Here is a 19,106-nt window from a genome sequence, read left to right as displayed (position 1 = left end):
ATAATGATATGAAAAACCCCGAGACAGACATTGTAATTTCCCTGAGTCCCTCGAAGATTGTAAAAATCATGAAGGATCCTGTAAAATCTGCTAAAGCGGTAAGTTTAGTTTATACCAGTGACCGCGAAGCAGACGGAATTATACGGCGGAAGTGGGGTAAGAAATTTGTCTATTATAACGGTGGCGAGAAGATAAAAGATCACGATGAAATCCAACGGATCAATAAACTTGCGATTCCGCCCGCGTGGGAAAACGTCTGGATTTGCGGCTTGCAGAATGGCCATCTTCAGGCGACCGGTATTGATGCGAAACGCAGAAAACAGTACAGATATCATCCTGTTTGGAATGCGCTCCGCAACCACACGAAATTTTACAGAATGCTGCAGTTTGGTTACGCACTGCCCCAAATCCGGCTTCATCTGGAACAGGATCTTTCTCTGAAGACCTTAGAAAAAAGGAAAGTTCTAGCGGTTGTTGTCAGTCTGATGGAAAGAACCAATATCCGTATCGGAAACAATGTTTATGAAAAACTTTACGGATCTTTCGGATTAACGACTTTAAAAGATAAACATGTCAATATTAAAGGGCAGAAAATCAATTTTTCCTTCAAGGGAAAAAAAGGAATTTATCACGATATCGATCTGAAAAACGCTAAACTTGCCAAAGCGGTACAGAACTGCAAAGATATCCCGGGGAAGGAACTTTTTCAATATTACGATAGTGACGGCAGCAGGCATGCAATCGATTCCGGGATGGTAAATGAATATATCAAAGAAATCAGCGGTGATGATTTTACAGCAAAAGATTTCCGGACCTGGTCTGGCACCGTAAACGCACTCATCGCTTTTAAAGAAATCGGTGAAGCAGAAAACGATTCAGGTTATAAATCAAAAGTAAAAGAAGCTCTTGAAATGGTTGCCGAAAATCTGGGAAACACTGCGACTGTCTGCCGTAAATATTATGTTCATCCGCTAGTCATTAACCTTTATGAAAACCGTTCGATTAAGAAATATCTGGATGAACTGGACGCGATAGAAATCGATGACGGAAGTTCGGGACTTACTAAAGAAGAACATATTGTGATGAAAATCCTTGAAAACGAAAAGCTTTAAACTAAAATTAACCTCTAAATCAGAAATCATGAAAATAGAACTTCAGGAAAACGAAATTACCATCGTTCAATTAGGCACTGCTTTTGAAGAAAATGGCGTAATCATGCGCAAAGTAACCTTCGAAATACAGGGCAAAGAATTTGAGAGAGATATTATTCTGGGACCCAACGGAACGGGCGCAGACTTTACGGACCCACAAAAATTCTATATGATGAACAAAGAGCAGGTAGATGCAAATTTGATTCTGTTCCTTTCAGAACATCATTTGTACAACAATTTGGATCAGCAATCATAGACTACAACAAAAAAAACAGCAATACGCTGTTTTTTTGTTTGTTTAATGAGGCTTTTATATCGCAGATTTTAAATTCTAGTGTGGTAATTTTTCTCTGAAGTACCCGTATACCCATGTTCCGGCAATTGCACTCAGCAAGGTAACCACTACAGCAGTTGCACCTGTTCCAATCTGTGCGAAAAGCGGTCCGGGACACGCACCGGTTACTGCCCAACCGAAACCGAATATCAGTCCGCCATAAATCTGACCTTTGTTAAATTCTTTTTTGTGGAAAACGATTTCTTCTCCATAAATTGTTTTAATGTTGAATTTCTTGATAAGCCATATCGAAATCATGGCCACAAAAATGGCACTTCCAATGATTCCGTACATGTGGAAAGACTGCAGCCTGAACATTTCCTGAATCCGGAACCAACTGATCACTTCGGCTTTTGTAAATACAATTCCGAAGAAAATTCCGAGGAGAAGATATTTTAAATTGTGATACCAGCGGTGCTCCAGTTTGCTTTCATTCACACACATGGTATCCAAAGATCTTATTTCCAGATCATCTTTTGTAGTATTGTTTTGTTGCATTTTTTTGGTTTAAAGTGAAAGAATAATCGGAAGTAACACATTGGCCATCAGAAAGCCCCCAATCATAAAACAGACCGTAGCGATAAGACTTGGAAGCTGCAGGTTAGCAATTCCCATGATCGAATGTCCGCTTGTACATCCGCCTGCATATCGTGTTCCGAATCCTACGAGGAATCCGCCGCCTACCATCATCAATAAACCCCGTAAAGTAAAAAGTGCATCCCAGTTCATAAGCTGAGTAGGAACCAGATTGTTATAATCGGTGATCCCATAACCTTCCAGTTCCTCAGCTAAAGCAGGATGAACCGCAACAGGATCCGAACCCGTCAACAGAACCGAGGTTATAATACCTCCAACAAAAATTCCGAAAACAAAGAATAAATTCCAAACCTCCTTTCTCCAGTTATATTTAAAGAAAGGAATATTTGCAGGCAGACAAGAGGCGCAGATGTGCCGTAAAGAAGAAGAAATCCCGAAAGATTTATTGCCAAGTATCAATAGCGCCGGAACGGTTAGTCCGATCAATGGTCCTGCGACATACCAAGGCCAGGGCTGCTGAAGAAATTCTATCATAAATTTTTATTTTTTTAACTCAAAATATTTCCGAAAAGCGAAGTAAATCAACTGAATTAACATTAAGTTGATGCACTGATTTCCGGTCTGCAAAATTAATCAAATGTTTCCAAAAATCCCGGTAATGGATTTCGGGTGATTTTTATGACGGGAAACTCCTCACTTCAGCAGCATCACTACTGAAGATTATGAATTGAATAAAAGATTTTTGAAAATCAGCTATTTCTGTTCCGGATAATTTTCATCAGATCTTCCAGATAATCGGTCTGCACCTCCTGTATTTCGAGCAGCTTTTTATTTTGATTCACGAGCAGATGGTCGATTTTCTCGCTCAGCAGCTTAATTTCGAGTTCGGCTTTCAGATTGATTTTATAATCGTGTTCTCCCCTGATTCTGTCTTTCTGTTCCTGGCGGTTCTGGCTCATCATGATGATGGGAGCCTGTATTGCAGCGATGCACGAAAGAATGAGATTAAGCAAAATAAAAGGAAACGGGTCTAAAGGTTTTGCAGCTAAAATCCAGATGTTGGTAACCATCCATAGTATGATAAATGCAAAAAAAGTAATAATAAAACGCCAGCTTCCGCCGAATAATGCAACACGGTCGGCCAACTTTTCCCCCACCGTTAATTCCGCGTCGATATCATCCATAATATTTTCCGAAAGAATGGAATTATTTTTAATCGCATCCATCACATCAAGATCAATGATCGCAAGTTCCCCTTTTTCCTCGGTGATCAATGAAGTGAGATATAGCCGGCGGTAACGGTTCAGCTCCCCTAATGAAATAAAGTCATCTTTAGAAAAGCCCGGATATTCATTTTGAATCAGATTAAAAACTCCGGTCCGGATGTCATGGCCCTCAATTTCTTCTCCTTCGGAAATTTTTTGGTTGCTGATGTAGCTGTCTTTCATATTCTTAGGCATTATTAAATATTGAAACTCCAGATAAAGTTAGTCATTATGGAATTGAAATAAATATTTAATTGTCACATTTTCAAACGGATAAACTTTTTCCGGAACCATTTTATCTGAAAACAAGAACCGTCAGAAATATTCTTCTTAAGATTTAAAAAACTTTTTTCAGAAAAATTACGGTAATTTGCAGCCCGTCCTAAAAATGAAGTTGTACCATGAAATTATGTATTGCCGAAAAACCAAGTGTTGCCAGAGATATTGCGAAAGTATTGGGTGCTAATATGCCTAAACAGGGCTATTTCGAGGGTAACGGTTTTTGGGTAACCTGGACGTTCGGACATCTCTGCACGTTGAAGGAACCTCATGATTACAGTCCGCATTTCAAGTCATGGGATCTCATCTTTCTCCCGATTATTCCGCAAAATTTCGGGATCAAGCTTATTCCGAATGCAGGCGTTGAAAAGCAGTTTAAAACGATAGAAAAATTAGTGGATGAATGTGCGGAAGTAATTAACTGCGGTGATGCCGGGCAGGAAGGTGAACTGATACAGCGCTGGGTACTTCAGAAAGCAAAGTGTAAAAAACCCATGAAGAGACTCTGGATCTCTTCCCTCACAGAAGATGCAATCCGGGAAGGTTTTGCAAATCTGAAACCTGCCGAAAATTATCAAAATCTGTATCTGGCAGGAAATGCAAGAGCCATTGGAGACTGGCTGCTGGGGATTAATGCCACCCGTCTTTTTACGCGCAAATTTGGCGGAAACAAAGGGGTACTTTCCATCGGGCGCGTGCAGACTCCTACCCTTGCCATGATTGTACAGCGGCAGAAAGAAATTGATGCTTTTAACACGGAAGAATATTGGGAACTGAAAACCAAATACCGCGACGTGCTTTTTACCGCCGCAATTGACCGGTTGAAGACCAAAGAAAAGGCAGAAAAAGGCCTCTCATATCTGAAACAATACGAATTTGAAATTATTGCTTTTGAAATTAAAGAAGGTAAAGAGAAAAATCCAAGACTTTTTGATTTAACGGCGCTACAGGTTGAAGCCAACAGGAAATACGGCTACTCTGCGGAAAATACACTGAAATACATCCAAAGCCTCTACGAGAAAAAACATACGACTTATCCGCGTGTAGACACCACTTATCTTTCAGAAAATCTGCATCCTAAAATTGAAGGAATTCTGCGTTCGATGAATTTTTACGCGCAGTTTACCGCACCCCTGCTTTCACAGCCAATACCGAAATCCAAAGTGGTTTTTGATGATGCTAAAGTAACCGATCACCATGCGATTATCCCAACGGAAATTCCGCCTTCATCAAGCTTATCAATAGAAGAAAAGCTTATTTACGATCTGGTTGCTAAGCGTTTCATCGCTGTTTTTTATCCTGAATGTAAAATTTCCAATACTTTGGTGGAAGGGCAGGTCGGAACTATTCCGTTTAAAGCTTCCGGCAAACAGATTCTGGAACCCGGCTGGCGCGAAGTTTATGCTTCTGACAAAAAAAGTGATTCCGAAAAAAAGGATAAAGACGAGGAGCAAACCATTCCGGAATTTAAAAGCGGGGAAAAAGGACCTCACCAACCGCTCATTCACCAGGGAAAAACCAGTCCGCCAAAGCCTTACACCGAAGCTACCCTGCTCCGTGCGATGGAAACTGCCGGGAAGCAGGTTGATGATGAAGAATTGCGCGAAATGATGAAAAACAACGGTATTGGAAGACCTTCTACCCGTGCGAATATCATCGAAACACTTTTCAAAAGAAAATATATCGAAAGAAAAAAGAAAAATATTCTGGCCACCACAACCGGCGTTGCACTTATTGATACCATTAACGACGAACTGCTCAAAAGCCCCGAACTTACAGGAGAATGGGAATTCAAACTCAGAAAAATTGAGCGCGGTGAGTACGAAGCCAACCAGTTTAAGGATGAACTTGTGACCATGGTGACGGAACTTACCCGAAAAGTCATCAATGAAAAAGCAAAAATTATCACCTTCAAAGATGAATCAAAACCGACAGATAAAGAAAAAACCATAAGAAAAGCCACAACAATCGTTTGGGAAAATGAAACCTGCCCTAAATGCAGCGGGGAAAAACTGATGAAAGGAAAAACTGCAGTTGGATGTTCAAATTTCAAAGGCTGCGGATTCAAACTGCCTTTCATTATCTTCGGAAAAAAACTCACTGAAAAGCAGCTTCATGATGTGATCATGAAAGGAAAATCATCAAAACTTAAAGGATTTAGCGAACATCCAGATCAAGTTACTGAAGGCGTGCTGAGACTTTCTGAATTTTTTTTGGCAGAACTGACGGCGGAATAAAACTCCAACCCTTTAATAAATCCACAGCATTATTTTCAAAATCTTACCTTTGCGAAAGATTGGCTTACCTACTTAAAAAACCAACTTTAATTAGAGGATGCATTAAGATTCCTCACAACCTCAATCATATGACTATAGAAAAAAATCACGTAGTAGCGGTGCATTACACGCTGAACGCTCTGGAAGCAAACGGAGAAAAATCATTTATCGAAAAAACGGATGCTGACAATCCTTTTACTTTTCTTTACGGAGTGGGAATGATGCTTCCTAAATTCGAAGAGGAACTTCACGGAATGAGCGCTGGCGAACAGAAATCATTTACCATTACTGCCGAGGAAGGCTACGGCGAAAAGCAGGAAGATGCCACTACGCAATTGCCTGCTGCGATGTTTGAACAGTCTGGAATGCCGCCGGTTGGCGCAATTTTACCTTTACAGGATCCGGAAGGAAATCATATAAACGCCATTGTTCTGGAAGTGACTCCGGAAGCGGTAACCGTAGATCTGAATCATCCAATGGCAGGAAAAACTCTTCATTTCGATATCGAAGTTGTAGCAACCCGTCCCGCAACCGAAGAGGAACTGGCTCATGGTCATGCGCACGGCATCGACGGGAACGCCGGACATTAATCGTAATTACAGTTAATAGCGCGATCCTGATCACAGTTATTAACTCATCAATAAAAAAGTACACTGCATCAGCAATGTACTTTTTTAATTTTTATGAAAACAAATGATTACAGTCTTGATTCTGTATCGTCATTATACCATCTGTCATAAGTTGTGCGGGCATCTTCTTCGTTTCTTGGTTTGTAGCCCATATAGATTCCACCGTTCTTAATTTCGTCTTCGTATCTTCTTGCTTCATCTTCAGGAACACCCGTTCCGGTTAATGCGCCAACAAGTCCTCCTGTTGCAGCTCCGGCACCGGCTCCTGCCAATCCGGCTGCTAAAGGTCCTGCAATTACCAAACCTAATCCAGGTAATAAAACATTAGAACCAATTGCGGCTACTGCACCCACTACTGCACCGATTCCACCACCGATTAATGATCCCTTTCCGGCATTTTCAGCTACTTTATCTCCTAATTCAGAATCTGCATCACTGTTTGTAAAATAACGGTCACGTGTACTGTCGGACATCATTACGTTTACATCGTCTTTAGAATAACCTCTACCGTGAAGATCCTCGAAAGCACTGTCGGCCTCTTCTCTGGTTCTGAATACTCTTGATACATAATCGTTTCTGAATTCTGGTTTGTAATTTGAATTTTCCATAATAGTAAAAAAATTTTAAGTTAATATTTTGTTTAAGGTTTTTGGTAAAATTCAATAACGGTGCCATCTATCGGCGATTTAACATTGTTTAACATAATAATTTTTCACCAGGACTGAAGTTTAATCAGGAATACTGAATCTTCTGAAGCGCTCAATTTACTGAGGCTCAGAAACAAAATTCCTGACCAGTTAAATACGATTTATATCAATCACCAGAATCATTTTAAAGCTCCTTAACAAATCAAAAAACCGTGCTGGTAGATTTCCAACACGGTTTTATGATTTTTTAAATGTACTGTTTAAATAAACAGACTATGGATTGGTTGAAAAAATTGAACCGTTCGCAATCATTGCTCTTCTGTTCATCTTCAGGATATCCCTCACCCATTCTGCAAAATCTTCCGGCTGAAGCACTTTATCAGGATTACCATCCGTAAGTCCGCCCTGGATGGACATATCAGAAGCGATTGTACTGGGAGTTAGCGTAATTACCCTGATGTTTTGCTTTCTCCATTCCGCCATCATAGATTGAGACAGGGAAACTACCGCAGCTTTAGATGCGGCATAAGCCGACATATTCGGGCCACCTTTCAATCCTGCTGTTGAAGCTACGTTCACGATATCGCCTTCCCCTTTCTCCTTCAGAAACGGATAAGCTGCTTTTGCAGCGTAGTACACGCCAAAAAGATTAGTTTTTATCACCTGTTCCCAAGTTTCCGATGGCATTTCTGCAATCGACCCGAAATCACCAATTCCCGCATTGTTTATAAGGATATCAATTCCTCCAAGTTCATCAGCCAATGCTGAAATACCTACCTGAACAGCTTGTTCATCATCCACACTGAAAACCGAATAAGCGGCGTTTACTCCCAAAATTTTTAATTCTTCAGTAGTAGTTTTAAGATTTTCCTCATTTCTTCCCGTGATACCTATGTTTACCCCTTCATTTGCCAGGGCTATTGCTACAGCTTTACCAAGACCTCTTCCGCCACCTGTTACAATGGCATTTTTTCCTTTTAAGTTCATAATGCTAATTATTTTGAGGGACAAAGTTAAGCAATCCGCTCGTTAAACACTTTTCTGAATGATTTACATGGTCAATGACCTCTATTTATAACAGCAAATTGTTTGAGAAAATATACGTGCTGCTATTAGGATATAAAGCCTGAATTTGTATATTTGCACCTCACTGCCCGGATGGTGAAATTGGTAGACACGCTCGTTTCAGGTGCGGGTGCCCACAAGCTTGCAGGTTCGAGTCCTGTTCCGGGCACAGAAAAGCCTTCTTTTTTAGAGAAGGCTTTTTCTTTTATTCTGTTCAGGGTTATTAATCTTATTTCTTCAGAAATTTAGCATTTATAAATTCCCAAACCATAGGAAGAATTGAAATCCCTATAATTCCAAAGATTACCGTTTCAAAATTTTCCTGTACTATCGGCATATTTCCGAAGAAATAACCCAAGAGGGTCAAACTGAATACCCAAACCACGCCGCCAATCACATTATATTTAATAAACGTCGAATAGTTCATGGAGCCAATCCCCGCAACGAACGGCGCAAAAGTCCGGACAATAGGAACAAACCGCGCAATGATGATGGTTTTCGGGCCATTCTTTTCATAAAATTCCTGAGTCTGCGCGATATATTTCGGGTTTACAAGTTGCTTTTCTCCTATTTTCCAGTTCAGAATTTTCAGTCCGATGTTTTTACCAAGCGCATAATTAAGGGTGTCACCCAAAATTGCTGCTACCGTAAGTAATCCCAGAATCAGCCACAGATTAAGGTGGGCAGTTTCTCCAGATGCACCAATCACTCCCGCACAAAAGGTTCCGGCTGCAAAAAGCAGTGAGTCACCTGGCAGAAACGGCATTACGACCAGGCCGGTTTCCACAAAAATAATGAGGAAAAGAATGAGGTAAATCCACACTCCATAATCCACGATCATCGTAAAAAGGTGCTGATCGAGGTTCAGAAAAAAATCGAGAACAGTTTGTACAAACTCCATAGTTTCAAATAAATTTATTGGCCCGCAAAAATACATCAAACAATCTGCAAACCGAAATGTAAAGCCCATCTTTAAGAAAACTTAACGCAGCAATTACAGGTGTCGACCGAAGATATTTTTTTGCAGTCTGAAAATCAGGTCAGCGTTAATCATTATCTTTGCATCTTCGTTTAATAAATATAGCCCGCACTTTTTTATGGCACTTACGCTTTTTAACCCTTTTGAAGATTTAATTTTCGGTGAACAGTTCTGCTTTCTTACCGGAGAACTCACTACCGAAAAAATGACTGTTTTCCCCGAGTGGCTTATGCAGCATTTTAAATTTGATACCGACCGTATTGAAATGATGGATAAGTCTAAAACCTATGTCTATGCAGATCTTCATCTTCCCTGCACACCGCGCGTAAAAAAAGCTTTTGAAGAACTTGATGTAAAAATTAAAGAAGCCTACGATAAAGGCTACGAAGGTATGTCTGCGCTGGATGAGCAGCTTCTGTTTCTCTGGACCGGAAGAATGGTTTACGGATTACTCTATTACGAAATGCAGTACGAAAGCAACAGAATGCTGAAGATGGGCAGGGATTTTAACCTTTCGCCAATGCTTAGAGAAAGGTTTGGGAATTTTCATCTTATGCTGCAGTCGATTGTGGAACCTGTCACCTTTGTTGGGAAAAAACCTTGGAGTATCGCAGTGTTCCCCCTTAAATATTCGGCAGACATCTTCAGTTACCGGGATGATGCCGTTAATCTGCTCTTTTCTTTTGGCGTTAATGGCTTCGGTTATATCGCCTGTCTACAGGATAACGGTGTAATTGGTGAAAAACAGCAGGAAATTCTCGGGAAAATGAAGGGCCACATTTTGCATCCCGTACAGTTTGAGGAACTGTATGCAAGATTCCATTATTCCGATTACATTTTACAGTATAAACCTGAATATAAAATTGAGAGTGAAGGAAATTCTGTTACCATAGAATCTCTGCCGATGACTTCCAATGCCGGCCGGCCCCTTTTCGGATTTTGGGATCAGGACCTCTTTGCCCAGCTGCTCGCAAATTACTGGCAGGTCTATGGAATACAGAAAGAAGATATCATTAAATTCCAGAAGCCGTTCCTAAGTTTTCTAGAGAATCCTTATACACAGGAATTTATTGATCCGGAATCAATCTCGCTGCCGTTTTAAAGAGACGGTTTTTATTGTTGAATCCTTTTTGAAACACTACAATGATTAAATCTAAAATTTTAAAAGAACAGTGGAAAGCGGTAGAATTTGATTTTGAGTTCACCAACAAGACCCGTTTTGAAATCTCTAACCTTGGAAATTTCAGAAGTTTTAATAAAGTTTCTGATGGCCGCATTCTGAACGGATCACTTACGGAAGGTTATAAAGTGATCCGTTTGAAACTCTATAAACCCAGAGATGAAAAAGATCAGATCATATTTGATGAACTAAAAACGGAAATCTCTGAACTGTATAAACTTAGGAGACTCAAAAAACAGCACCACAGCACTGCTGAAAGCATTCAATTTACCACAAATCACATCGAAAAAAAGAAAGCGCAACTGAGTAAGAAACTGGCCCGTAATCTGAAAAAACGAACAATCAACCATCATTTTATGGTTCACAGGTTGGTAGCCACCTATTTTCTACCGCCGCCAGAACAGGGACAAACCATTGTTGGGCACCTGAATTACAATAAACTCGACAATACTGCGAGCAACCTGCGATGGATGAGTCAGGAGGAAAATACGCTCCATCAAAGCAAAAACCCAAAGGTTATTGAGGAAAAGAAATGGCGCAAATACAATCCGAAACCCCGTGCAAACGGAATGAAGCTCACGTCCACCCAGGTGATCCACATCAAACTGCTGTTGAGGCGGAACAAACCATCCAAACAGATTGCAAAACAGTTCGGAATTTCAGAAATGCAGGTCTGGCGGATTAAAAGCGGAGAAAACTGGTCAAGTGTTAAAATTCCTGACTAAACCAACATTCTTATTTCTTGTAGTACGTACAGTGAAATAGTCGACCTTTTTCACTTTTTAAAAGGTTGATGCATCATCCGCAAATCTCTTAAATTATACCCCCACTGCTTCTCACTCAGCGAAAATTCACCTTTAAAACGCGCGGGGTATTTTCCTGCGCTTAAATCTTCAATTTCTGAATACGATCGTTAACATCTAGTCATAAAAACGATCGTTTCTACAGCCAACTCAAAGCATTAAAAACACCCTTTTTCGTATATATGAATAAGGAGTAAAGGTTAAATTTCCTTACAAGCTTTTCAACTGTTAATTAACGGATAATTAACGGTATAAGCTTCATCGTGGAATGATTTTAGTTAACGTAATATATAACCAAACAAGTTGGCGGTTACAGAGGCGGAAGTCAGGGCGGCTGTTCGTCGCGTGGTGGCGGAAGAGGAAAAAACGACCAATGAGAGACAGCCAGGGCATATCTACTTCAGATTGAAGAATTACACGTAGCGGATCCGGCCGTAGAGACGGTCTCGGAAGCAGAGGAGGAAGAAATTCTTAATTAAATAACATGGGCCGGCTTCTTTTTCCTTACCACATTAAATAAAAATGTTATGGAATCAGATAAAACAAAAGCAGCGGGAACTTCCACTGCAGAAGCAGCGAAAACAGCAGTTAAGAAAAGTACTGCGCGATCCCCGATAACCACCGGGCAAAACGTGATGACGGACAACAGTTCTGTAAACCGTGACTACAGCCAGGAAGCAACTAAAGAAGGTGCACTTTATAAATTTTTTCTCGACGGACTAAAAGATATGTATTTCGCTGAAAAACACATCCTCGAAGTACTGCCAAAAATGAAGGAAGCTGCAACAACCGGGGATCTTCAGGATGCCTTCGAAGACCATCATTTAGTAACCCAGAAACAGGTTTCACGACTTGAAAAAGTATTTAAATCAATCGGAGAAAGCCCGGAAGCCAAAAAATGCGATGCCATTATCGGTATCGTAAAAGCAGGTGAAAACATCATCAAAGAAACTGAAGAAGGAACCATGACCAGAGATACAGCGCTGATCATCGCGGCACAGAAAGTAGAACATTACGAAATTGCTTCATACAGAGGGCTGGTAGCCTTAGCAGAAACCTTGCAGCAGGACAGGGCTGCTGATCTGCTGCACCAGACGTTGGAAGAAGAGGAAGAAACTGATCTCGATCTTACCGACATTGCTGAATCTTCAATTAATTTTCATGCTGCCGAGGAAGATGATGAGAATGATAATGATACGGATTAATTATAAATATGATAAAGCAAGCGCTTTGCTTGCTTTTTTTGTAGCCTGCTATTCAGTAATAAATACCTTGCACCTACCCGATTTTATAATGGTAATGAATTTATAACACTTAACTTTAAAAAAAACCATATGAAATATACTACAGTTATGGCAGCACTGGGAATCGTCTTTCTCTCTGCATGCTCGCAAAACGACAAACCCCAGAATACCACGCCGGCAGACTATGCGGAGACAGAACGTGACCTGATTCAGAACCGCGAAAAGGATTCCATTATGGGTGACAGCATCAATGCCTCTACGGCAATGCCTCCACAGCAGACACACGAGAAAAACCCCAATCAGTCCGGTCTGGAATAATAAATCACCGAATATTAAGAAAATCAACACCTGTGGTTATCGCAGGTGTTGACTCTTATTGGGTATTTTTCACATATAAATTTACTTGATTTTTTAGTATTTTCATCAACCATAACTACATTTAACCCACTTTAATTCGCCATGGCACCTTTTTTGTTGCGTTTTCGTTAATTTAGAGGACATTCGACAGGAACGTTAATTCTAAATCGTCTTTTAGTCTCCCTCTGGTTTTACCATCTTACTATATTTGTTATCACTACGCTCTGGTGATATTATATTTTTTTGCGAGAACATACCATTCACAAGGACGTCGGTTTCCGACTACTAAACATTAAAATATACTATTATGAAAAACGTACCGTCACAAAACGAAGGACCACACCATTACGACATGATTGTCTTCTGCCACCTCCGTTGGGATTTCGTCTTCCAAAGACCGCAACATTTAATTACCCGCCTATCCCACGATTACCGTATTTTGGTAGTTGAAGAGCCCGTACAGACCCGGCTCAACGGATCTGGTCCCTTTCAGGTTAAAGAAATCAGCCCAAACATTCACGTGTCAGCCGCCGGTTTCTGATATGAAAGATATCGGTTCCTATCTCCGTAAAAAATTAAATAATGCTTCTTTTACCGTAGGTTGGTTTTACTCGCCAGCGTTCGTGGACGTGCTTAATGAGCTTGACTTTGAAACCGTTGTCTATGACTGCATGGACGAACTTACTCTTTTCAAAGGTGCATCACCTCATCTGCTGGAACCACCTCCTCCAACCATTCGCTTCCCCATGAGGAAATCCACCTGTTTGTGAATTGGTCAAAAACGATTCACCCGACAGGTATCGCCGGATGAATTCTAACTATAAATGTAATGATTATTTTTTATTCGGAAAAAATAGGTCTCCTTGAAGTGCATCAGTAATTATTTCCATGGATCAAGCACTACTTTGACGCAACCGTCCTCTTTCTTATCGAAGATCTCGTACCCTTTAGCGACATCGGTAAGCGACATCCGGTGGGTAATCACATCATCAAGGACTACTTTTCCTTCTGCAACGTAACCCAACAGTTTATCGATAATAGCATGAACCGGAGCCTGCCCGGCTTTTACAGTGAGGCCTTTATCAAAAATCTGCCCCAAACGGAAATTATCATAATTTACAGGATAAACCCCGAGGATGGAAACTCTTCCTCCCCTTCTTGCAGCACTGAAGCAGGCATCCAATACCTTTATACTTCCTTTTTCGAAATTTACCGTGGCTTTTACCCGGTCTACAATATTGCGCTCTGGCTCAAAACCTACTGCATCAATACAGAGATCCGCACCGCGACCCTGAGTCAGATGGCGGATTTCCTCTATGGTGTCCTTGGCATTTTTCCACAGCACGGTTTCGCAGCCTGTCTGGGCTTTAACCCGGTCAAGACGGTACTGCAGCGTATCGATTACAATTATTTTCGAGGCATTGTGAAGTACCGCACTTTTTGCTGCCATCACTCCTACAGGTCCGGCACCGAAAACAGCAACGGTCTCCCCTCCTTTCAGTTCGCCCCACATTACTCCGGTATAGCCCGTAGGGAAAATATCGGTGAGAAAGAGAACCTGAGAATCGGTAAGATGGTCCGGCACTTTTCGGGGTCCTGTATTGGCGAAAGGGACACGGACATACTGGGCCTGCCCGCCGTTGTAACCTCCGTACAGATCGCTGTAGCCAAACATGCCTCCACCCTTTTCAGTCAGGATTCCGCCTTCGGGTCCATACATATCCGGATTGCTGTTTTCACAGTGACCCGGAAGATCGTGGTCGCAGAAAAAACAGCCCCCACAGGCGATTGGGAAAGGTACCACAACACGATCACCTACTTTCAAACCGTGGACATTACTTCCTGTCTCTTCTACGATCCCCATAAATTCATGTCCCATCACCATAGGACGGGCCTGGGGAATACCACCGGAATACATGTGGAGATCACTACCGCAGATGGCAGTGGAAGTTACTTTCAGAATTACATCATCCTGAGCTTCTATTTTCGGGTCTTCTGTTTCGTCGCAGGTTATTTTCCCGGGACTGTGAAATACGGCTGCTTTCATATTTTTTATTTTAAATGTTTAGGTTTAGTGTTGGGTTCTTTCGAATGCCTGAAGAGCATTACTGCTGCTGCTGCCAAAGATGCTGCAAACATCAGTTTTTTAGTGGTGGGAGAAGGCGGCGGAATCATGGTTTCCCCATAAATCCGGTGCGGTTCACCAGAGGGAACCAATACGTTTCCGTTGGTTTCAGATGGATCAGAATTCTTCATCATCAGCCTCATTCCCGCGGACATACTGTTAACCATTACTTTCGGAAAAACCCCGTAAAGATTTTTCAACAAGAAGGAAGTCCAGTCGGTATAATTCGTTTTTTTCGGATGCTTCGCCGTCTTCACCATCTTTGCGGCGAGTTCGCGCGGATCGAAGGAAAGTGGAGGTATTTTAGAGGAAAAACCTGAGTATTTTGCCGAATGCATATTGCCTGTTGAACGCTGAATGCCGGGATAAAGTGCACAGACATGGATGTTGGGATAATCTGACACCTCGCCCTGAAGCGCTTCTACCATTCCTCTTGCACCGTATTTCGATGCAGAGTACGCAGCTCCGTAAGGCGCGGGCATCCAGCCGCCAATGGATATGTTATTGATCAGCACTCCCTCTTCCTGTTTTTTAAAAATCGGAAGAACCGTATGGGCTGCAAAAAGATAGCCCAGCAGATTGGTCTTCACCACCTGTTCTACTACTTCCACCGGCATTTCCTCTAATTTACCGGTAGCCATCACTCCGGCATTGTTGATCCAGATATCGATCCGGCCATTGAACTGCAGCGCCTGTTCAGCGAGATGTTTCACCTGCAGGGAATCTGATACGTCAGTAGGCACTGCCACTGCATTGGCACCAAGACCACGGCACAGCTCGAGGGTCTCTTCCAGCGCAGGCTCACCGCGTGCAGCCAAGACGACGGAACATCCTTCTATTGCAAAGGCTTCTGCTGCCGCGCGCCCTATTCCACTGCTGGCTCCGGTAATTACGACGGTTTTTCCGCTTAGGGAATATATGTCAAATGTTTTATCCATTTTGATTATTTTAAAATTCAGATGCCTTCACATCATTAAACAGGAAATCAGAGACCAACGATTACCACCCTTATTTGTTCAGGTGCACCGCTGGCGGTAGTAATCATCACCGAATCTTTATCGATAATGGTAATGCCACTGTTGAGCTCGTTTCCGGTAGCGACATTATACAGGGCGACTATAATATCTGTGGTTCCAAGGTTATGCTGGATTCTTGTGGTTTCACCCGGGATCGTCACAGCAGTTCCGCGGGGAGTTACAGGATTTGATGCTTCCATGATATACTTCATTTAGAGGTTAATCGGTTTAAGATTTTCGGTGGCAGGTGCTGTAAGGAGGTTGCCGTCGGTATCGAATCTCGAACCATGGCAAGGACAGTCCCAGGTTTTTTCGGAGGTATTGAAATTCACTGTACAACCCATGTGAGGGCATATGGCAGAAAGAAGCTTTACCGCACCCTGATCATCGCGGTACGCGGCCACATTTTTTCCTTCAAAAACAATTACTTTTCCTTCCCCGTTTTCAAGCGAATCGAGCTCAGCCTTTTTATCAGCTGCAAAACGGTCTTTGATCAGATGAAATACGACATCAACATTTTCCTTCACAAACTCCCGTGCACTGGCAGTGAATTCCAAACGGGAGGGAGATACGGTTTCCGCAAGTCCGTTTTCCAGACCGTCTATCAGATCTGCAATAATATCCGCCGCCAGGGTTCCCCAGGTCATTCCGTTACCGTTATATCCTGTTGCGATAAAGACATGATCTTCACCAGGCATTCTGCCGATGTACGGCAAACCGTCCACGGGCACATAATACTGCGCAGACCACTGTTCAACGATTTCAGTAAAAACAAAGTGATCCTGCGCGTAAGCCTTCAATGCTTCAAAAGGTCTCTCCGTATCCTGTTCATGTCCTGTTTTATGGTCGAACCCACCAATGATCAGATACCATTGCCCGTTAACCTCGTGATAGCGGAAATAATGATAGGGATCGTGTAAATCTGCTCCCTGGGCAAGCTTCAGTGGCGGACCATCAAGTTTCGCTGCAAGGGCGTAGCTGCGGTACGGTGCATTCATCGTGCTGAAGCGGGTGATTCCGGGAGGAATGTGCGTTGCCCAAACCAAATTCTTTGCTGTAAATTTTCTTCCGAATTCTGTCTGAACCTCTACGCTTTCAACACTGGACTGATGACTGCTGATCCGGGTATTGAGCAATATTGCTCCACCTCTCAACTCGAATTCATGGGCAAGAGCGGTAATATATCTGAGAGGATGAAACTGTGCCTGGCCTTCAATTTCAATCGCTTCACGGAAAGGCACTGTAAAGGGAATCTCCGTCACCTGCCGTCCGTGAACTCCCAATTCCTGATGAGCGTCAAAAATATCTGAGAGTTGTTTGTCATGCTTTTCTTCCGTACTTAAAAGATAGAAACTGCAGCGGTCGAAATCGCAGGAAATTCCACATTCTTCGATGTTTTCAGCTACCCTGTCAACCACCTTTGCGGCATTTTCAGCCACTACTGAGGCGGCATCCAACCCAAAACGGCTGATTAACTGATCATAGGACACATCAAAAAAATTATTGATATGCGCAGTGGTTCCTCCGGTGGTTCCGGACCCGATACTGTGCTGTTCGATAACCAGACAACGCTGCCCGCGCTTCTGGAGTTCATACGCCAGACTTATACCGGTGAGCCCTGCGCCCACAATTATCGTATCTACCGTGTCCGGTATTTCTGTGGTATTCTGCAGGAATGAAGAATCGTTTTGCCAGATGCTTTTGTTTGTACCGTCTCTTTTCATTTGGAATTATTTTTGTTTCCTGGATAAGATAAAAAATGCTCAATTATTATATATAATGTATTAATAACCGTAAAATAAAAGGGATATTCTAAAAATAGACAGAAAAATGCAAACTATTGATAACAAAAACCTTGCCTTGGTTTCCCAATTATTCATAAAAAACCGCATTACGGTTGCCGTTGCTGAAAGCTGCACTTCGGGAATGCTGCAGTTTACCCTATCGCAGGCTCCGGATGCGATGTCTTTTTTTCAGGGCGGAATCACGGTGTATAATGCAGGGCAGAAATCCATGCATCTTGACGTCAACCCTATTATGGCAGAGGCATGTGATTCAGTTTCAAAGGAGATTGCGGAACAAATGTCGTTGTCGGCGGCAGGAAAGTTTAATGCTGAGGCAGGTATTGCGATTACAGGGTACGCACAACCTGTGCCGGAAAAAGGGATAACAAACTGCTACGCCTATATTGCAGTAAGCAAAAAAGGTAAAATTATCGTTTCAAAAAGAATAAAGGGCGAAGCGGAAAAAACCCTGTCTGAAAATCAGCAATTATATACCCAGAAAATTATCGGTGAGCTATTGAAAGCCTTCTAGTTCTTTGTTTTTGAGACCTTTCAGCGTCCTTCGTAGTATTCTACATCGGGTTTACCGATTACTCCGGCACTTTTCATCTTCTCTTTGAGAATTTCTGAGGTCATAAATGCTTTGGCTTTATTAAGATCGGTGATATCGAGAACGACCTGTATTTTAAGCGGCTGTTCTACATCCTTTGCAATTAACACATCCACGAGTCCGGCATCAGCACGCAGCTTTTGACCGGCATCGAAAGCATTGACCCATTTGATATAATCTTTGATTTTAAAGTTCATGATGAGCCATCTGGGTTCGTTGGCATCGGGATTAAACCGCAGAACTTCATAAAACTCAGACTTTAAATTGGAAATATCGACGGCTGCGGACCTACCGAGAAAATCGGGGTTTTTCAACGCCTTTTTGGCCTGCTGCACTTCCTTAATCATTCCAACAAACATCATGTGCTTCGGATGGTCAATTTTAGAACTGATTACAATCATTTCAACACCACTGTTCCGGCGGCTTAATGAATCCTTCATAAACACGGGCTTCCATACCTCAAAATCTTTGACTTCAAAAGTTGTTTCAACAATTCTGTCGAGGCTGGGTTTTGGGTTTTGTGCCATACTGCTGATGGAGACAAGCAATGCGGGAACGATTAGTCTCCATAGACTCACGAATGCTTTTATTGTTTTCATGATTTGGGGTTTTTAAAGTAATAAATCACGGAAATTTCACAATGTAAAGCTACTTGATTTTATTCAACAATAACAGAAATAAAATGAATATATTTAATAAGTTATTAATTAAATGTTAATTAATTCAGCCTTAAAACCCTTTAATTATAAACCTCTTTCAGTTTTACACACTCTTCCCGGGATGTAGAAATATGGTCTTTTAAATGGACTGAATATCACGAGCGAG

General features: G+C 41.9%; 21 protein-coding genes and 1 tRNA gene. 11 read left to right on the top strand and 11 right to left on the bottom strand.

Annotated elements, in window-relative coordinates:
- Nucleotides 1–8 precede the first annotated feature (8 nt).
- Together KTV93_RS00195 and KTV93_RS00190 are read left to right on the top strand one after the other, a co-directional pair.
- Nucleotides 9–1,112 (top strand): DNA topoisomerase IB, encoded by a 1,104-nt coding sequence (locus KTV93_RS00195; protein ID WP_218249320.1) that lies wholly within the window; start codon nt 9–11, stop codon nt 1,110–1,112.
- A 28-nt stretch (nt 1,113–1,140) separates the two neighbouring features.
- A complete protein-coding gene (locus KTV93_RS00190; protein WP_218249319.1) occupies nt 1,141–1,407 on the top strand; it encodes a hypothetical protein in 267 nt (88 codons plus the stop codon).
- 75 nt (nt 1,408–1,482) lie between these two features.
- Here the strand turns inward: KTV93_RS00190 and KTV93_RS00185 are convergent, their stop codons facing one another.
- The 3 genes from KTV93_RS00185 to KTV93_RS00175 form a co-directional block, all read right to left on the bottom strand.
- Nucleotides 1,483–1,983, bottom strand: a complete 501-nt coding sequence (locus tag KTV93_RS00185) for a DUF6691 family protein (protein ID WP_218249318.1) — start codon at nt 1,981–1,983, stop codon at nt 1,483–1,485.
- Nucleotides 1,984–1,992: 9 nt separating this feature from the next.
- On the bottom strand, nt 1,993–2,556 hold the full coding sequence (locus tag KTV93_RS00180) for a YeeE/YedE family protein (RefSeq protein WP_218249317.1): 564 nt from the start codon (nt 2,554–2,556) through the stop codon (nt 1,993–1,995).
- Between the two features lie 215 nt (nt 2,557–2,771).
- A complete protein-coding gene (locus KTV93_RS00175; protein WP_230259166.1) occupies nt 2,772–3,482 on the bottom strand; it encodes a DUF1003 domain-containing protein in 711 nt (236 codons plus the stop codon).
- A 206-nt stretch (nt 3,483–3,688) separates the two neighbouring features.
- Here KTV93_RS00175 and KTV93_RS00170 point away from each other — a divergent pair, with 206 nt between their 5' ends.
- A complete protein-coding gene (locus tag KTV93_RS00170; RefSeq protein WP_218249316.1) occupies nt 3,689–5,803 on the top strand; it encodes a type IA DNA topoisomerase in 2,115 nt (704 codons plus the stop codon).
- A 128-nt stretch (nt 5,804–5,931) separates the two neighbouring features.
- On the top strand, nt 5,932–6,432 hold the full coding sequence (locus KTV93_RS00165; protein ID WP_218249315.1) for an FKBP-type peptidyl-prolyl cis-trans isomerase: 501 nt from the start codon (nt 5,932–5,934) through the stop codon (nt 6,430–6,432).
- A 107-nt stretch (nt 6,433–6,539) separates the two neighbouring features.
- Here the strand turns inward: KTV93_RS00165 and KTV93_RS00160 are convergent, their stop codons facing one another.
- Both KTV93_RS00160 and KTV93_RS00155 read right to left on the bottom strand, forming a co-directional pair.
- Complete coding sequence (locus KTV93_RS00160) at nt 6,540–7,079, bottom strand: general stress protein (protein WP_218249314.1); 540 nt, start codon at nt 7,077–7,079, stop codon at nt 6,540–6,542.
- Nucleotides 7,080–7,391: 312 nt separating this feature from the next.
- Entirely contained in the window at nt 7,392–8,105 is a 714-nt protein-coding gene (locus KTV93_RS00155; RefSeq protein WP_218249313.1) for a 3-ketoacyl-ACP reductase, read from the bottom strand.
- 165 nt (nt 8,106–8,270) lie between these two features.
- Here KTV93_RS00155 and KTV93_RS00150 point away from each other — a divergent pair.
- Nucleotides 8,271–8,352 (top strand) — tRNA-Leu (locus KTV93_RS00150).
- Between the two features lie 60 nt (nt 8,353–8,412).
- Here KTV93_RS00150 and KTV93_RS00145 read toward each other — a convergent pair.
- Nucleotides 8,413–9,084: a DedA family protein gene (locus KTV93_RS00145; protein WP_218249312.1), complete on the bottom strand. Its 672-nt coding sequence runs from the start codon at nt 9,082–9,084 to the stop codon at nt 8,413–8,415.
- Between the two features lie 196 nt (nt 9,085–9,280).
- Between KTV93_RS00145 and KTV93_RS00140 the strand changes: the two genes are divergently transcribed.
- From KTV93_RS00140 to KTV93_RS00120, 5 genes are all read left to right on the top strand, one after another.
- Nucleotides 9,281–10,264, top strand: coding sequence for a hypothetical protein (locus KTV93_RS00140; protein ID WP_218249311.1), 984 nt, complete (start codon nt 9,281–9,283; stop codon nt 10,262–10,264).
- A gap of 41 nt (nt 10,265–10,305) precedes the next feature.
- Nucleotides 10,306–11,067, top strand: a complete 762-nt coding sequence (locus KTV93_RS00135) for an NUMOD4 domain-containing protein (RefSeq protein WP_218249310.1) — start codon at nt 10,306–10,308, stop codon at nt 11,065–11,067.
- Between the two features lie 605 nt (nt 11,068–11,672).
- On the top strand, nt 11,673–12,350 hold the full coding sequence (locus KTV93_RS00130; RefSeq protein ID WP_230259165.1) for a ferritin-like domain-containing protein: 678 nt from the start codon (nt 11,673–11,675) through the stop codon (nt 12,348–12,350).
- Between the two features lie 129 nt (nt 12,351–12,479).
- A complete protein-coding gene (locus KTV93_RS00125) occupies nt 12,480–12,707 on the top strand; it encodes a hypothetical protein (RefSeq protein WP_218249309.1) in 228 nt (75 codons plus the stop codon).
- A gap of 485 nt (nt 12,708–13,192) precedes the next feature.
- Entirely contained in the window at nt 13,193–13,516 is a 324-nt protein-coding gene (locus KTV93_RS00120; protein ID WP_218249308.1) for a hypothetical protein, read from the top strand.
- Nucleotides 13,517–13,626: 110 nt separating this feature from the next.
- On the opposite strand, the gene KTV93_RS00115 is transcribed toward KTV93_RS00120, so the two are convergent.
- The 4 genes from KTV93_RS00115 to KTV93_RS00100 are packed head-to-tail and all read right to left on the bottom strand — an operon-like array spanning nt 13,627 to nt 17,611.
- Complete coding sequence (locus KTV93_RS00115; RefSeq protein WP_218249307.1) at nt 13,627–14,793, bottom strand: alcohol dehydrogenase catalytic domain-containing protein; 1,167 nt, start codon at nt 14,791–14,793, stop codon at nt 13,627–13,629.
- Nucleotides 14,794–14,798: 5 nt separating this feature from the next.
- Complete coding sequence (locus tag KTV93_RS00110) at nt 14,799–15,809, bottom strand: SDR family oxidoreductase (RefSeq protein ID WP_218249306.1); 1,011 nt, start codon at nt 15,807–15,809, stop codon at nt 14,799–14,801.
- A gap of 47 nt (nt 15,810–15,856) precedes the next feature.
- On the bottom strand, nt 15,857–16,099 hold the full coding sequence (locus tag KTV93_RS00105; RefSeq protein WP_218249305.1) for a hypothetical protein: 243 nt from the start codon (nt 16,097–16,099) through the stop codon (nt 15,857–15,859).
- A complete protein-coding gene (locus tag KTV93_RS00100; protein WP_218249304.1) occupies nt 16,100–17,611 on the bottom strand; it encodes an FAD-dependent oxidoreductase in 1,512 nt (503 codons plus the stop codon).
- A 106-nt stretch (nt 17,612–17,717) separates the two neighbouring features.
- On the opposite strand from KTV93_RS00100, the gene KTV93_RS00095 reads away from it, so the two are divergent.
- Entirely contained in the window at nt 17,718–18,203 is a 486-nt protein-coding gene (locus KTV93_RS00095) for a CinA family protein (RefSeq protein WP_218249303.1), read from the top strand.
- Nucleotides 18,204–18,223: 20 nt separating this feature from the next.
- Here KTV93_RS00095 and KTV93_RS00090 read toward each other — a convergent pair whose 3' ends face one another.
- On the bottom strand, nt 18,224–18,880 hold the full coding sequence (locus KTV93_RS00090) for a hypothetical protein (RefSeq protein ID WP_218249302.1): 657 nt from the start codon (nt 18,878–18,880) through the stop codon (nt 18,224–18,226).
- Between the last annotated feature and the right edge of the window lie 226 nt (nt 18,881–19,106).

It is taken from the genome of Kaistella faecalis (genome assembly GCF_019195395.1).
GTDB classification, from domain to species: Bacteria; Bacteroidota; Bacteroidia; order Flavobacteriales; family Weeksellaceae; genus Kaistella; species Kaistella faecalis.
Note: the sequence above shows the minus strand (reverse complement) of the source record. Positions and strands in the feature narration are given on the sequence as shown.

Bases quoted from the DNA above. Each gene is read 5' to 3' on its own strand.
- KTV93_RS00195 (WP_218249320.1), top strand. From the start codon at position 9: ATGAAAAACCCCGAGACAGACATTGTAATTTCCCTGAGTCCCTCGAAG.
- KTV93_RS00190 (WP_218249319.1), top strand. From the start codon at position 1,141: ATGAAAATAGAACTTCAGGAAAACGAAATTACCATCGTTCAATTAGGC.
- KTV93_RS00185 (WP_218249318.1), bottom strand. From the start codon at position 1,983: ATGCAACAAAACAATACTACAAAAGATGATCTGGAAATAAGATCTTTG.
- KTV93_RS00180 (WP_218249317.1), bottom strand. From the start codon at position 2,556: ATGATAGAATTTCTTCAGCAGCCCTGGCCTTGGTATGTCGCAGGACCA.
- KTV93_RS00175 (WP_230259166.1), bottom strand. From the start codon at position 3,482: ATGCCTAAGAATATGAAAGACAGCTACATCAGCAACCAAAAAATTTCC.
- KTV93_RS00170 (WP_218249316.1), top strand. From the start codon at position 3,689: ATGAAATTATGTATTGCCGAAAAACCAAGTGTTGCCAGAGATATTGCG.
- KTV93_RS00165 (WP_218249315.1), top strand. From the start codon at position 5,932: ATGACTATAGAAAAAAATCACGTAGTAGCGGTGCATTACACGCTGAAC.
- KTV93_RS00160 (WP_218249314.1), bottom strand. From the start codon at position 7,079: ATGGAAAATTCAAATTACAAACCAGAATTCAGAAACGATTATGTATCA.
- KTV93_RS00155 (WP_218249313.1), bottom strand. From the start codon at position 8,105: ATGAACTTAAAAGGAAAAAATGCCATTGTAACAGGTGGCGGAAGAGGT.
- KTV93_RS00145 (WP_218249312.1), bottom strand. From the start codon at position 9,084: ATGGAGTTTGTACAAACTGTTCTCGATTTTTTTCTGAACCTCGATCAG.
- KTV93_RS00140 (WP_218249311.1), top strand. From the start codon at position 9,281: ATGGCACTTACGCTTTTTAACCCTTTTGAAGATTTAATTTTCGGTGAA.
- KTV93_RS00135 (WP_218249310.1), top strand. From the start codon at position 10,306: ATGATTAAATCTAAAATTTTAAAAGAACAGTGGAAAGCGGTAGAATTT.
- KTV93_RS00130 (WP_230259165.1), top strand. From the start codon at position 11,673: ATGGAATCAGATAAAACAAAAGCAGCGGGAACTTCCACTGCAGAAGCA.
- KTV93_RS00125 (WP_218249309.1), top strand. From the start codon at position 12,480: ATGAAATATACTACAGTTATGGCAGCACTGGGAATCGTCTTTCTCTCT.
- KTV93_RS00115 (WP_218249307.1), bottom strand. From the start codon at position 14,793: ATGAAAGCAGCCGTATTTCACAGTCCCGGGAAAATAACCTGCGACGAA.
- KTV93_RS00110 (WP_218249306.1), bottom strand. From the start codon at position 15,809: ATGGATAAAACATTTGACATATATTCCCTAAGCGGAAAAACCGTCGTA.
- KTV93_RS00105 (WP_218249305.1), bottom strand. From the start codon at position 16,099: ATGAAGTATATCATGGAAGCATCAAATCCTGTAACTCCCCGCGGAACT.
- KTV93_RS00100 (WP_218249304.1), bottom strand. From the start codon at position 17,611: ATGAAAAGAGACGGTACAAACAAAAGCATCTGGCAAAACGATTCTTCA.
- KTV93_RS00095 (WP_218249303.1), top strand. From the start codon at position 17,718: ATGCAAACTATTGATAACAAAAACCTTGCCTTGGTTTCCCAATTATTC.
- KTV93_RS00090 (WP_218249302.1), bottom strand. From the start codon at position 18,880: ATGAAAACAATAAAAGCATTCGTGAGTCTATGGAGACTAATCGTTCCC.